We start from the raw sequence: 14,509 nt of genomic DNA on the forward strand, positions 1-14,509 counted from the left end.
AAATGAAAATAATAATAGTCGGTGCAGGCCAAGTAGGTGGAACTTTAGCGGAAAACCTTGTTGGCGAAAATAACGATATATCTGTTGTTGATGTTGACGGAGAAAAGCTTCGTGAGCTACAAGACAGAATGGATCTTAAAGTTGTCACTGGCCAAGGCTGTCATCCCGACGTATTAAGAAACGCAGGTGCTGAAGATGCTGACATGGTTATCGCTGTTACTTCAGACGATGCCACGAATATGATCACTTGCCAAATTTGTTCTTCTTTATTTAATACTCATAAAAAAATAGCCCGTATTCGCTCAAACCAAATATTAAAACATTCAAAGCAATTATTTCATAAGCTACACATTCCTATTGATCATGTTATTGCACCTGAAGAATTAGTTACCCGTGATATAGCTCGCTTAATTGATTATCCAGGTGCATTACAAGTATTAGAGTTTGCTAGTGGTCGTGTTAGCTTAGTAGCCGTAAAAGCCTATTATGGCGGTTTACTTGTTGGCCATGCACTATCAACATTAAGAGATCATATTCCCAATGTTGATACCCGTGTTGCTGCCATTTATCGAGATGGCAAGCCCATCCGCCCTTTAGGCACTACAGTTATTGAAGCCGATGATGAGGTTTTTTTCATTGCCGCAAGTATTCACATACGCGCCGTAATGAATGAGCTACAAAAGCTAGAGCCCGCCTATAAGCGAATCATGATTGTTGGTGGCGGTAATATAGGTGCTGGCTTAGCCAGTATTTTGGAAGATAATCATCAAGTTAAATTAATAGAGCGCTCTGCAATAAGGGCTGCAGAGCTAACTTCTGAACTTAATAACACCCTAGTATTTCAAGGCGACTCTTCAGATATAGAGTTATTAACAGAAGAAAATATAGACCAATTCGATGTATTTATTGCTGTAACTAATGATGATGAAGCTAATATCATGTCTTCATTACTTGCTAAAAAGCTTGGCGTTCGAAAAACAATGGTACTTATTCAGCGTGATGCCTATGTTGAGTTGGTCCATGGTGGCGCTATTGATATAGCTATTTCACCACAACAAGCTACAATTTCTGCGTTACTCACTCATGTAAGACGGGGTACTATTGATAATGTGTATAGCTTACGTGGTGGTGCAGCTGAAGCGATTGAAATTGTTGCTAAAGGAGATGAGAAATCTTCAAAAGTAGTTGGCCGAGCAGTTCGTAATATCAAGTTACCACCGGGTACAACTATTGGTGCAATTGTTAGAGGTATAGAAGTGTTAATAGCTCACTCTAATACACTAATAGAAGAAGAAGACCATGTTATCCTCTTCCTCGTTAATAAACGTTACATTGGTGATGTGGAAAGGTTATTCCAAGTTAGTGCAACCTACTTCTAACCCAGCAATTTATTTAACTACTCTGAACTCAGTTGAATATATTTTTAATTGCTTCAAAGAATAGCAATATTATATATACCATACTCTAACGCCAATTAACGCTATTCCTCAACTGATGAATAGCGTTATGTGCGCCAAAATCCAGGAGTAAACAACACTAATAAAGTAAACACTTCTAAGCGGCCAAATAGCATTGCCATAATTAACACCCACTTGCTTGCATCCCCAATACCTGAGAAGTTAGCGGCAACCTCCCCTAATCCTGGACCAAGGTTATTAATGGCAGCAGCAACAGCTGTAAATGCGGTAATGTCATCCATACCGGTTGCTAATAGTAATAACATACAAATAACAAACACTGCGGCATAGGCAGAAAAGAAGCCCCAGACAGCTTCGACAACACGATCTGGCAATACCTTTTTACCCATTTTAATCTTAAAAATAGCCCTAGGATGTACTAACTTATTTAGCTCACGTAAACCTTGTAAATACAGTAGTAAGACCCTCACTACCTTCATACCGCCAGCAGTACTCGCTGCACAACCACCAATAAAACTCGAAAAAATCAGTAACAAAGGTAAAAGTGTTGGCCAATCGGCAAATGAAGTGGTTGAAAAGCCTGCTGTTGTGCTAATTGATACAGATTGAAACAAAGCCTGATCAAATGCTTTATCTGCATCTTGGTAAGTGCCAGAGGTCATTAATACTGTAAAACAAATAAGAGTTAGTACAACTTGTATAGCAAGAAACGCTTTAAATTCTGGATCTGCAAAATAATTTCTAAGGGATTTACTTTGAACTACAGCGTAATGTAGGGCGAAATTTACACTGGCAATAATTAAGAAGAAAACACAAACCAAATTAATCGTTGGGCTGTTAAAATATCCCATGCTGGCATCGTGAGTAGAAAACCCTCCAATGGCAACAGTGGAAAATGAATGACAAATAGCGTCAAATACTGACATACCCGCCAACCAATACGCTGCTGCACAAGCAACTGTTAATGATAAATAAATATACCATAAATGCTTTGCTGTATCGGCTATTCTTGGTGTCATCTTTGAATCTTTTACCGGCCCAGGAATCTCTGCTCGGTATAGCTGCATACCACCAATACCTAACATAGGTAATACCGCAACAGCTAATACAATAATCCCCATACCACCTAACCACTGTAACTGCTGGCGATACCACAACACGGCATGAGGTAAACCATCAATACGATTTAAAATGGTCGCCCCTGTCGTCGTTAAACCTGAGAATGATTCAAAAAATGCATCAGTCACTGACAATGATGGCTGATCTAATAAGATAAGAGGAATAGCGGAGAAGCTAGCAAGTACTAACCAAAATAACACCACAATCAAGAAACCTTCTCGAGATTTTAGATCGGTTTTTTCCCCTCTAAAAGGATACCAAGCTAAAAAACCGGTAAACAGGCAACATAAAAAGCCCATTAAAAAAGGTACACCACCACCATCACGATAGATCATAGACACCATGGCAGGCGGAAGCATAGTGACACTGAGTAGTGCGACTAACAAACCTAAAATTCTAATAATATTTTTATATTGCACGTTTTGTTTTTTGCATCATTATTTTATTTAATGTTGGTATACAGCCCAACCTACAAGGTATCAGAAGAGTATAATTTTAATTGACCTGCCGACAGTGTTTGCAATTTATGTTCAACCAAAGCTAATTCAGCTTGTGGTAACAAGAGTTTAAACTGCACTGTTTGTAAATATTCTTGCTCAATAACCTGACCTTCTACTTGGCTAATTATATGCAATACATCATCAACTTGGCTATATTGACACGCTAAAGTTTTTGCCGCCATCGCTATTTTAGTTTTCGATTGTAAAAACACAAGCGCTTGGCGAACACTATCACCATAAGCTCGCTGTAAACCACCAGTACCTAGTTTAGTGCCACCAAAATATCGTACAACTACAGCACAAACTTGCCCAATACCACCACCTTGTAAAACCGCCAGCATAGGTTTACCAGCGGTGCCACTTGGTTCGCCATCATCAGAATAACCATAACCTAAGCTATCATCTGCTGCTTTGGTTAAAAAAGCATAGCAATGATGGCTAGCTTGAGGGTGTTCAAATTGCCTTTGCTTAACTTGCGCCTTAGCTTCTTCAATACTAGTACAAGGAGCCAAATAGCAAATAAAGCGACTACGATTAACAAATATTTCATGTTCAACATTGTTAACCGCTATTTGGTAAGGGCTTTTCATAGCTCTAACATCCAAGAAAATTTAGCAAAAGACTAATTTAAACCTAAATCACGGGTCATATTTTCATTATGCGATTGATGAACAATGATGTTATCTTCAATCCGAATTCCGCCAAAATCACGCATACTATCAACTTTTCCCCAGTTCACTTGATCACTATTTTTTGAATCTTTTAAGGTACCCAGTAAAGAATCAATAAAATACAGCCCTGGTTCTATTGTAAAAACCTGCCCAGCTTCAATAACTCTTGAAGTACGTAGAAATGGATGATTATCAGGAGAGTTAATATGAGTACCACGTTCATCAGCCATAAAGCCACCAACATCATGTACTTGTAAGCCTAAATGATGCCCCAATCCATGAGGGAAGAAAGTACCTACAATACCTGACTCAACAGCGGTATCAGCACTTACTTTAATAAAATCGAACTCGACTAACACCTGGGCAATTTCTCTATAGGTGGCAATATGTAAATCCACATAACTAACACCAGGTTTTAAGCCTTCAACAGCACTAAGCATTAATTGATCCATACGCGCTATTAACTCAGCAAATTTATCTTGCTTGAAAGCATAAGTACGGGTTATATCGGCAGCGTAACCATGAAAGTTAGCGCCAGCATCAATGAGAAATGATTTATGTATTTGCGGTGCTACTTTATCTAACGCCATATAATGTAAAACTGAACAATTTTTATTTAGTGCAACAATGTTGCCATAAGGCGTTTCATTAGTCGTGTAACCTATTGCGCTAAGATAAGCTTGTTGAATTTCATACTCTGTAGCGCCACTAAAAAATGCTTTTTTAGCCGCATTATGTGCTGTTACAGCCAAGCTATTAGACTGACGCAAGCACACTAGTTCATATGATGTTTTATAAGCACGGTAATAATGAAAATAGTTTAATAAAGGCTCTGGATTAATCTCTTCAAATCCTAACGCTTTTGCCACTTCAATATGGCTACCAACATAAGCAAAATCTTTCTTATCATAAGGCAGTAACTTATCTACATCACTTGCTTTAGTCAGCACTTTAATATGAAAAAACTCTCCCCAATAACTTTCAGCTAACGGGACCACTTTATGCCAAAAGTCGACAGGCTGATAATAAATCAGCGTAGGCTTATCTTCGCCATTAACAATAAGCCAGCAATTAGGCACATCAATCAAAGGTAACCAATGTTTAAAATGAGGATTTACTCTAAATGGGTAAGCATTATCATCAAGAAAAGCTTTAATCTCTTGACCTGAATGAATCACCACACCTTCAATTTTTTCACATAACAACGCTTGTTTGGTACGTTGTTGTAAACAGTCAATATGTGCTGAATATTCTTCTTTTAACTTGTTGGTTAATGTACTCATAAACCCTCCCTTAAATTTTTCGGTATAATACCATACCCTTTTATTTTCAAGCTATAACACGACAATAGATCTTCTTTAAATTTGTGCAGCTTATTGTACATTTCGCTAGGTTTAACGCTCTTTTACTTTATTAACAACGAAAGGAGTTAGCCACCTATGGTCATGTTAATCACTTTTTCAAAAAGCTCACTGACTTGTCCTGGTTTATGCTGATATATTTCCTGATAGGCTAAAACACTTTTTACATAGTTACGCGTTTCTTTATAAGGTATGGTTTCAATCCAAATATCAGCAGGAATAGATTTGATGTTATTCACCCAAGTACTTACTCTGTATGGCCCTGCATTATAAGAAGCGGTTGCAAGCAACTGATTACCATTGTTTTTACCCAAAAGAATTTTTAAATATTTGGTGCCTAACTGAATATTGTTTTCAGCATTCAACAAATAACTATTATTGACCCTGCCTTTTTTAAGACTTTTTGCCGTATTAGGCATTAACTGCATTAACCCTTTAGCCCCCACTGGTGAATGAGCATCCTTCATAAAAGAGCTTTCTCTTCTTGCGATTGCAAAAGCCCACGAAGGCGCTATTTTTTCTTCTTTCGCATAAAAATTAATTTCTTTATCAAACGCTTTCGGAAAACGTAAATCAACATCATCTAGGTAGCCAGCATTAACTAAAGTAAAAATTGTTCTATCAAACCATTGGTTTTCGTTCGCTATTTTTGCTGCGACTAACTTTTCTCTATTATTTAATTTTTTAAGTAAGTAATTCCATTCTGAACGTGCTTGATGATGACGCCCTAAGGAATGAAACTCAAAAGCGCGCTTAGCAGCAGGATAATTAATTAGCTGTTTCTTTTCTGCTAAAGAAAACTGAAGTGGTTTGTTTTGCAAGTTCACCGGTTTTTTTAAATAACTTGCGGCAAGAAATCCATAATAATGACGTTCATTAGCTAGCTCTTGCAATAAAAGAATGCCTGGTTCATTTGCATTTGTTGCAATTAATGCCCGTGCATACCAATATTTCCACTTCAAATCATTCTTATGTTTTTTAGGTAATTGCGCTAAATCTATAATCAGTTGATCCCAATCATTTTTCTTTAATGCCTGCGATAAGCGTCGCTGCAGAATACTATCACTCAGTACATTAACATCAAGTTTATCAAGCCAAGTTTGTGCTGCACGGTGGTTTTTAGATGATAAGGCTACTGCAAACCTTTCGGTTATTTGCTGCTGTTGATCTTGTGTAAAAGTAAATTTCACCCTTGCCTTATTATAACTACGAATTGCTACATCGGGTGAATGCCATATTAGTCGCTTAAGACCGTATGTTAGTATTTCTACTTCACGTGTTGATTTATTTGGAAAGTTCTTAAACTTACTTGCTATAGAAGGGTCACGTCTAACTTTATGCCATAAGCGTCCTAAATATTGCTGTTTTGGCGGTAGCAACTTAGTTAAATAAGGAATAAGTGTGTGCTTTCCACCATCAGCAGCCAAACCAATACGTTGCCAAATAATATCGTTGGTACGATACCCTGCTTTTTGCCAACGTTCAAATAAAGGATCACACGCCTTATCTTGTGACTTACCAACCACCCACAATTTAGTAACTTTAGGAAGTATCTCACTTTCTGGCACACCTGCCTGTAAACTGAAATCTAACTGATGGCATACTAATTTGGCATTTGAAGTCGGCTTATAATCTTTTAAATACAAAGCACCTTGTTTTTTATTCGCGAGATAAGTTAACCACTTTTTTCGCAAAGGCCAATCAAGAGGTGTACCCTGATACTCTTCTAAAAATGTTGAGATTTCTTGTGCATCTGACAAACTAATTTTATTCATTAAGCGACTTTGATCTAAATAAGGCTGTAATGAATAATAATGAAGTTGGTTATAGAGTAATTGATATTGAGCAGAATCACTTTTACTGACAAGCTTCTCTGCTTTAATAAAGTTTTTTTGCTGTATTTTATCTACTGTTATTTTAAATGGCTCACTCGCCTGTAGGCTAAAGCTATAACTAACTATAGCCAGTGTTAACAATATTTTCGACACTACACGGGTTAGCATTAACTTCTCTTTTCCCAAAACATATCAGATATCTGATGAAAGTATATACCTAAACGGCCTAGACATGCGAGTTGATATATATTTAGTTGGTTGAACTATATACGAGACAGCTCAAATAGAAATGAAGTAGAATAGTAACACTCGATAAATTTAACTACCCAATATCATTTATGCTAAACGAAACATTTAACAAAACAGATCATTCCCTTGATGCTATTGGTCTACGCTGTCCAGAGCCAGTAATGATGGTTCGATTAAAGATAAGAAAAATGGCAAGTAGTGAAACTCTATTAATCACTTGCGATGACCCCTCAACGACACGTGATATACCTAGCTTTTGTCGGTTTATGGAGCATGAGCTTATTGCCAAAAAAGTTGACGAAAAGCCTTACTTATTTGTAATTAAAAAGGGCTAACCTTTATTATTTCAAACAAGTAAGATTAACCCTATTATGACGCTTATTATTTAGCTATGCTGGTAATTCCACTTTTTGAAGCATAACAAACAGTTCGTCTTTTAGTTTTAAACGTACTTTCTTTTTCTTCTCTAAATAGTCATCACTAGTATTCTCTATCCCCTGCTCTATATGACGTATTTCTTGGTCAATTTCATGGTATTCATTAAACAAACGAGTAAAGTGGTTGTCGTTCATTTTTAAATAATGAATTTCCTCATTAAAATCTGGAAATTCGTGATGAAGGTCATGTTTTTCTAACGTCATAATTTTCTCCTACGTTGTTATATTTTAATAATGTACTCTAACTAACACACTACGCTTTTAATTATTTACGTCATTGATCTAACTCAAACTCTAATGATTTTATTTTGTATCACAGCCTTACTAGTAAAGTTGTAAACATATGTGTATTCGCCGAACCTTTTTATTAAAACTATCTCTAACCCAAACTACTACTATGAGGTGAAATATAATGACTTACTTACAAAAATTTCTAAAAGATAACAAACTATTTATACTCTTTGTTTTATTAATGTCCGTATTTAGAAGTGCCGTTGCTGATTGGTACACGGTACCAACAGGCTCAATGCAGCCAACGATTAAAGAGGGCGATAGAATTATTGTTAATAAAATGGCTTATGATTTAAGACTACCTTTTAGCCAACTATCTCTACTATCAACCGGAGAGCCTAAGCGTGGAGAAATAGTTGTGTTTGAATCTAAAACAGCTGATAAACGTTTAATAAAACGTATGGTTGGCTTACCTGGCGATAGAATTTCAATGAAAGAAGAAACGCTTTATATTAATGGTCAAGCTATGCCATATAAAATAACCAAAGAAAACCCTCAGCAACTTGTCGCTATAGAGCAGCTTGGTGCTATTAATCACTCTATTCGTATCGATAAAGAAAGGAGTAATCAACGTAGTACTTTTTCGCCATTAACCGTTCCTGATGGTTATTACTTTGTGTTAGGTGATAACCGTCGTAACAGCGCCGATTCACGAGTTTATGGTTTAGTCCCTCGTCATGAACTTAAGGGTAAAGCTAGTTCAATTGCATTTTCTGTTAACTATGATAATTACTATTTACCAAGAGAAAATCGATTTTTTAAAGACATATATTCTATTTAACCTGAACTCGGTTTAAGCTGTTTTTAATCAATTGGAATACTTAGGAGTATTGCCTTTACTTTACTCTAGCTTGATAGTTTTTTATTTTAACTCAGAAAAATAGCGGCTAAAGGAATATTTATTAAACCAAGCGCTAGTTATTAAACACAAACTTCACGCACAAAAAAGGGCATATCACTATGCCCTTTTAGTTAATTAACCGAGTTTTCTAACGATACATTGCTACAGTAGTGAAATATCGGCAATAGCAAAGAAACTATTACGAATTTCATTAAGTAATGTTAAGCGGTTAGTTTTAATCGCTTCATCATCACTCATCACCATTACATTATCAAAGAAAGTATCAATTGGCGCTTTTAATTGTGCTAATTCACTTAAAGCCGCTTGGTAGTTTTTATCCGCCATCAATGGTGCAACTTTTAGACTGATTGCTTGATAAACATCAGCTAAATCACGTTCGGCTTGCTCTGTTGCTAAATCAACATTAAAAGCTTGATAAAGCTCACCATCAAACTTAGCTAAAATATTTCCAACTCGTTTATTTGCAGCAGCTAAGGTCGCAGCTTCTGGTAAGTCACCAAAGAAAGTAACCGCTTTAATGCGTTTATCAAAATCCAATGGTGCACTAGGCTTTTTAGCCAACACTGCTTGAATAACATCAACACTGATCCCTTGCTCTTGATAGAAAGCACGGAAACGACCCATAATGAAATCTAAGACATCATTAGCAGTATTTTCATTAATCAACTTATCACCAAACAACTCGATACTTTTGTTAATAAGCTCTGACAGGTCTAAGTTAAGCTGTTTTTCAATAATTATACGAATACTACCAATGGCAGCTCTTCGAAGCGCAAATGGGTCTTTATCACCCTTAGGTGCTTGTTTAATACCAAAGATACCAACTAAGGTATCAATCTTATCACTAATAGCAACAGCACAACCTATATTTGCTTCCGGTAAGCTATCACCAGAAAAACGTGGGCGATATTGATCTTCTAATGCCTGGGCAATATTTTCATTTTCACCATCATGTAAAGCATAGTATTTACCCATAGTGCCCTGCACTTGTGGAAATTCTAATACCATTTCAGACATTAAGTCTGTTTTACTGAGTAAGCCAGCACGGTATGCATCGTCTGCATTTTCATTTAACTGCTGTGCAATAAATTGGCTCAGCTGTGCGATACGTTCTGATTTCGCTTTTAGTGTGCCTAACTGTTTTTGAAACAACACAGACTCAAGACTTGTTAAACGTGACTCTAAACTTTGCTTTTTATCTGTTTTAAAGAAAAACTCAGCATCCGCTAAACGTGGACGAATTACTTTTTCATTACCAAAAATAACTGCTTCAGGATCTTTTGACTCAATATTAGAAACAAAAATAAATTTGTTAACTAATTGACCATTTTTATCTGTAACAGGGAAATACTTTTGATGGTCTTTCATTGAATAAATTAATGGTTCAGCAGGCACATTCAAGAATTCTTTATCAAACGTTCCTACCAATGTTACTGGCCATTCAACTAATGCAGTTACTTCGTTAAGTAAATCTTCATCAATTAATGCTACTGCATCAATATTATTCGCCGCTTGTTTTATTTGCTCAACAATTTTATTTTGTCGCTCTGCAAAGTCTACTTCAACATAAGCTTTAGCAAGTTCCGCTTGATAATCATTTGCATGATTAATGGTAACTAAGCCTTGATGATGAAAACGATGACCTTGTACTTGATTACCTGAAGTAACACCAAGCGCTTCACCAGCAATTAACTCACTACCAAATAACATCGTTAGTGTATGTACAGGACGAATAAATTGAGTACGCTCTGCGCCCCAACGCATTGGTTTAGCGATAGGTAATTTCTTTAACGCTATATTTACCATGTCAGGAATTAATTCAGTGGTGGCTAAGCCAGTTACTGTTGCAGTATGAAGCAACCATTCACCTTTATCAGTTACCAAGCGTTCAGCTTGTTCAACTGTTATACCGTTTGATTTTGCCCAACCTTGAGCAGCTTTACTAGCATTACCCGCTTCATCAAACGCAACATTCACTGCCGGGCCACGTTTTTCTACTGTTTTATCTTGTTGTTTATCAACTAAATCAAAAACTTGTACAGCCATACGGCGAGGTGTAGCAAACCACTTTATATCGTTATATGCTAAATCATGGCTATCAAGTTGACTTTTTATACTATCAAAAAAAGCTGTTGCTAATGTTTTCAATGCTTTAGGTGGTAACTCTTCAGTACCCAATTCAATAAGGAGTGTTTCAGTAGTCATTATTTATCTCCTTTGTTTGAAGCGTCATTTTGATTATTTTTACATAACGGGAAGCCTAGTTCTTCACGCTTTTGGTAATACGCTTCAGCAACCGCTTTTGATAAAGTACGTACACGTAAAATATAACGTTGACGTTCTGTTACTGATATAGCATGACGTGCATCGAGTAAATTGAAAGCATGAGACGCTTTCATCACTTGCTCGTATGCCGGTAATGGTAAATTAGCTTCAATTAGTTTTTGGCTATCTTTTTCGCATTGATCAAACTGCTTAAATAACGCATCAACATCAGCATGTTCAAAGTTATAAGTAGACTGCTCAACTTCATTTTGGTGGAAAACATCACCGTAATATACAGTACCCATTGGACCGTCAGCCCAAACAAGATCATAAATGCTATCGACATTTTGAATGTACATTGCCAGACGTTCTAAGCCATAAGTAATTTCACCTGTAACAGGTGTACACTCTAAGCCGCCGACTTGTTGGAAATAAGTAAATTGAGTGATTTCCATACCGTTAAGCCATATTTCCCAGCCTAAGCCCCATGCACCTAACGTTGGTGACTCCCAGTTATCTTCAACAAAACGAATATCATGAACAAGTGGATCAATACCTAGCTCTTTTAATGAATTCAGGTATAGCTCTTGAATGTTCTTTGGAGAAGGCTTTAACATCACTTGAAATTGATAATAATGTTGCAAGCGATTAGGGTTTTCACCGTAGCGACCATCAGTTGGTCGTCGACATGGCTGAACATAAGCGCTGCTAATAGGCTCTGGCCCTATAGATCGTAGAAAGGTCATTGGGTGGAAGGTACCAGCCCCTACTTCTAAGTCTAACGGTTGTACTATTACACAGCCTTGTCTTGACCAATAATCTTGCAACTGCAAGATTAGACCTTGAAACGTTTTACAATTGAAACTAGTCATGTTTTGTCAAATTCACTCTAAGTTATAAATTTACACGCTATACATTCATCAAAAAACATAACGTGCTGTTTTTAAAATAGAAATGCTCAGTTATGATGACCGAGCATATAATATTTATCGATGAAATTCTAAATTTCATCCCTACTGCCTATGTAAAAATATTATTTACATAGGTCATAACACTTAAAAATCTAAGTTTGAAACTTTTAAGGCATTTTCTTCTATAAACTTCCTACGCGGCTCTACATGATCACCCATTAAGGTATTAAACAGTTGATCTGCTGCAATCGCATCATCAATCGTAACTTGTAACATACGACGTGTTTCAGGATCCATGGTAGTTTCCCACAATTGATCAGGGTTCATCTCACCCAATCCTTTATAACGTTGAATATATTGACCACGTTTAGATTCAGCCATTAACCAACTAAGTGCTTCTTCAAAGGTGTCAACAGGTTTAACCTTCTCACCTCGTTTAACATAAGCACCTTCTTCCATTAAATTATTAATCGCATCGTTTAATGAAATAATCGCTGCAAACTCATTAGACTGAGTAAACTCATAGTTACAACTGTAAACCTTATCAATACCATGCTTACGAACAATAAATTCTGGGTAATAAATATTACGCTCAGTATTGTATTCTACAGTCACGGTATATAGAGAGCCGTTACCATCTTGATCATCAAGTTGAGTAATTAAATCTTTAGCCCATGCATCAACTTTATCTTTATCTGCAAAATCTTCTTTCGCGATATTCGTGCTATATACCATTTTTTCTAGGATATCTGCAGGAATTTGTCTAGAGATACGCTTAATAGTTTCCATGGTAGTACGGAATTGATTAACTAACTGTTCTAGTGCTAAACCAGTAATAGCAGGTGCATCTTCATTAACATGAATAGAAGCACTGTCTAATGCTAAAGTAGTGAGGTATTCTGTTAAACCATCATCATCTTTTATGTAACGCTCTTGCTTACCTTTTTTCACTTTATATAACGGTGGTTGTGCAATAAAGATATGGCCACGTTCCATAATTTCAGGCATTTGACGATAAAAGAATGTTAATAACAATGTACGGATATGCGATCCATCAACATCCGCATCCGTCATAATGATAATACTATGATATCTCAATTTTTCTGGGTTGTACTCATCACGACCAATACCACAGCCTAATGCTGTAATGAGTGTACCAACTTCTTGAGAAGAGATCATTTTATCAAAACGTGCTTTCTCTACGTTTAATATTTTACCTTTCAACGGTAAAATAGCTTGGTTTTTACGGTTACGTCCCTGCTTGGCTGAACCGCCAGCAGAGTCCCCTTCCACAATATATAATTCAGATAGTGCAGGATCTTTTTCCTGACAATCAGCTAACTTACCTGGTAAGCCAGCAATATCTAATGCACCTTTACGTCGAGTCATTTCACGTGCTTTACGCGCAGCTTCACGAGCTCTCGCAGCATCAACAATTTTCATAATAATAGTACGAGCAACAGCAGGTTTTTCTAATAAGTACTCACCTAACTTTTCACCCATTGCTTGTTCAACTGCCGTTTTCACTTCAGAAGAAACTAGTTTATCTTTAGTTTGAGAAGAGAATTTAGGATCTGGTACTTTAACCGAAATTACAGCAGTTAAGCCTTCACGTGCATCATCACCTGAAGCGTTCGTTTCTGTACTACCACCTTTTTTGGTCTTATTAAGACCTTCTTTCACCATATAACTATTCAATGTACGAGTTAATGCCGTACGGAAACCACTTAAATGAGTACCACCATCACGCTGTGGAATATTATTAGTAAAACAGTGAATACTTTCTTGGAAACCATCATTCCATTGCATCGCCACTTCAACAACAATGCCATCGTCACGTGCTAAATCAAAATAGAAAATCTCTTCATTTACAGGTGTCTTGTTTGTATTTAAATAATCAACAAACGCTTGAATACCACCATCAAAATGGAAATGATCTTCTTTACCTTCTTCACGTTCATCAATTAAACGAATTGAGACACCTGAGTTTAAGAATGACAATTCACGAATACGTTTAACTAACAATTCATAATGAAATAAAACGTCTGTAAAAGTATCAGTGCTTGGCCAAAAACGTACCTCGGTACCTGTTTTATCACTTTCTCCAACAACAGCCAGAGGTGCTTGTGGTATGCCTATATGGTAATACTGTTCAAATAATTGCCCATCTCTGCGAATATTCAACTTTAGTTTACTACTTAAAGCATTTACTACAGAAATACCAACACCATGAAGTCCACCTGAAACTTTGTAACCTGAGTCATCTCCACCAAACTTACCACCAGCATGTAATACTGTCATGATAACTTCAGCTGCAGAAACCCCCTCTTCAGGATGTAATTCTGTTGGTATACCACGGCCATCATCTTTTACAGAAACAGAACCATCTAAATGAATAGTGACGACAATATCTTTACAATGTCCTGCCAAAGCTTCATCAATTGAGTTATCTAACACCTCAAAAACCATGTGGTGTAAACCAGTACCATCATCAGTGTCACCGATGTACATACCGGGTCTTTTTCGTACTGCATCAAGTCCTTTTAGTACTTTAATACTGGCCGAGTCATATTCATTTTCTACAGTCATA

Annotated in this window: 11 protein-coding genes; 3 read left to right on the forward strand and 8 right to left on the reverse strand. The window is 36.7% G+C overall.

What is annotated here, in order from left to right; all coding sequences use genetic code 11:
* Positions 1 to 2: 2 nt before the first annotated feature.
* Positions 3 to 1,379 carry a Trk system potassium transporter TrkA gene (gene trkA, locus Q4503_RS00080; protein ID WP_215971623.1) on the forward strand — a complete coding sequence of 459 codons (1,377 nt, stop codon included), beginning with the start codon at positions 3 to 5 and terminating at the stop codon, positions 1,377 to 1,379.
* A 125-nt stretch (positions 1,380 to 1,504) separates the two neighbouring features.
* On the opposite strand, the gene Q4503_RS00085 is transcribed toward trkA, so the two are convergent.
* The 4 genes from Q4503_RS00085 to Q4503_RS00100 form a co-directional block, all read right to left on the reverse strand.
* Positions 1,505 to 2,956: a TrkH family potassium uptake protein gene (locus Q4503_RS00085; protein WP_215971624.1), complete on the reverse strand. Its 1,452-nt coding sequence runs from the start codon at positions 2,954 to 2,956 to the stop codon at positions 1,505 to 1,507.
* A 50-nt stretch (positions 2,957 to 3,006) separates the two neighbouring features.
* Complete coding sequence (locus Q4503_RS00090; RefSeq protein ID WP_215971625.1) at positions 3,007 to 3,627, reverse strand: YigZ family protein; 621 nt, start codon at positions 3,625 to 3,627, stop codon at positions 3,007 to 3,009.
* Between the two features lie 32 nt (positions 3,628 to 3,659).
* Positions 3,660 to 4,991, reverse strand: coding sequence for a Xaa-Pro dipeptidase (gene pepQ / locus Q4503_RS00095; RefSeq protein ID WP_215971626.1), 1,332 nt, complete (start codon positions 4,989 to 4,991; stop codon positions 3,660 to 3,662).
* A gap of 146 nt (positions 4,992 to 5,137) precedes the next feature.
* The gene (locus Q4503_RS00100; protein ID WP_215971627.1) at positions 5,138 to 7,072 is read right to left on the reverse strand and encodes a transglycosylase SLT domain-containing protein; all 1,935 of its coding nucleotides are present in this window, start codon (positions 7,070 to 7,072) and stop codon (positions 5,138 to 5,140) included.
* 170 nt (positions 7,073 to 7,242) lie between these two features.
* Between Q4503_RS00100 and tusA the strand changes: the two genes are divergently transcribed.
* A complete protein-coding gene (tusA, locus tag Q4503_RS00105) occupies positions 7,243 to 7,488 on the forward strand; it encodes a sulfurtransferase TusA (protein ID WP_215971628.1) in 246 nt (81 codons plus the stop codon).
* A gap of 54 nt (positions 7,489 to 7,542) precedes the next feature.
* Here the strand turns inward: tusA and Q4503_RS00110 are convergent, their stop codons facing one another.
* Positions 7,543 to 7,794, reverse strand: a complete 252-nt coding sequence (locus Q4503_RS00110) for a YdcH family protein (protein WP_215971629.1) — start codon at positions 7,792 to 7,794, stop codon at positions 7,543 to 7,545.
* 208 nt (positions 7,795 to 8,002) lie between these two features.
* Between Q4503_RS00110 and lepB the strand changes: the two genes are divergently transcribed.
* Positions 8,003 to 8,662, forward strand: coding sequence for a signal peptidase I (gene lepB / locus Q4503_RS00115; protein WP_303601066.1), 660 nt, complete (start codon positions 8,003 to 8,005; stop codon positions 8,660 to 8,662).
* A gap of 222 nt (positions 8,663 to 8,884) precedes the next feature.
* On the opposite strand, the gene glyS is transcribed toward lepB, so the two are convergent.
* The 3 genes from glyS to gyrB all read right to left on the reverse strand — a co-directional run bounded on the left by glyS (position 8,885) and on the right by gyrB (position 14,508).
* Positions 8,885 to 10,948: a glycine--tRNA ligase subunit beta gene (gene glyS, locus Q4503_RS00120; protein WP_215971631.1), complete on the reverse strand. Its 2,064-nt coding sequence runs from the start codon at positions 10,946 to 10,948 to the stop codon at positions 8,885 to 8,887.
* The gene (gene glyQ / locus Q4503_RS00125; protein WP_215971632.1) at positions 10,948 to 11,880 is read right to left on the reverse strand and encodes a glycine--tRNA ligase subunit alpha; all 933 of its coding nucleotides are present in this window, start codon (positions 11,878 to 11,880) and stop codon (positions 10,948 to 10,950) included. Before glyQ ends, glyS begins: the two co-directional genes overlap by 1 nt.
* Positions 11,881 to 12,063: 183 nt before the next feature.
* Positions 12,064 to 14,508: a DNA topoisomerase (ATP-hydrolyzing) subunit B gene (gyrB, locus tag Q4503_RS00130; RefSeq protein ID WP_215971633.1), complete on the reverse strand. Its 2,445-nt coding sequence runs from the start codon at positions 14,506 to 14,508 to the stop codon at positions 12,064 to 12,066.
* Position 14,509 lies beyond the last annotated feature (1 nt).

The organism is Colwellia sp. 6_MG-2023, assembly GCF_030547765.1.
Taxonomy (GTDB): domain Bacteria; phylum Pseudomonadota; class Gammaproteobacteria; order Enterobacterales; family Alteromonadaceae; genus Colwellia.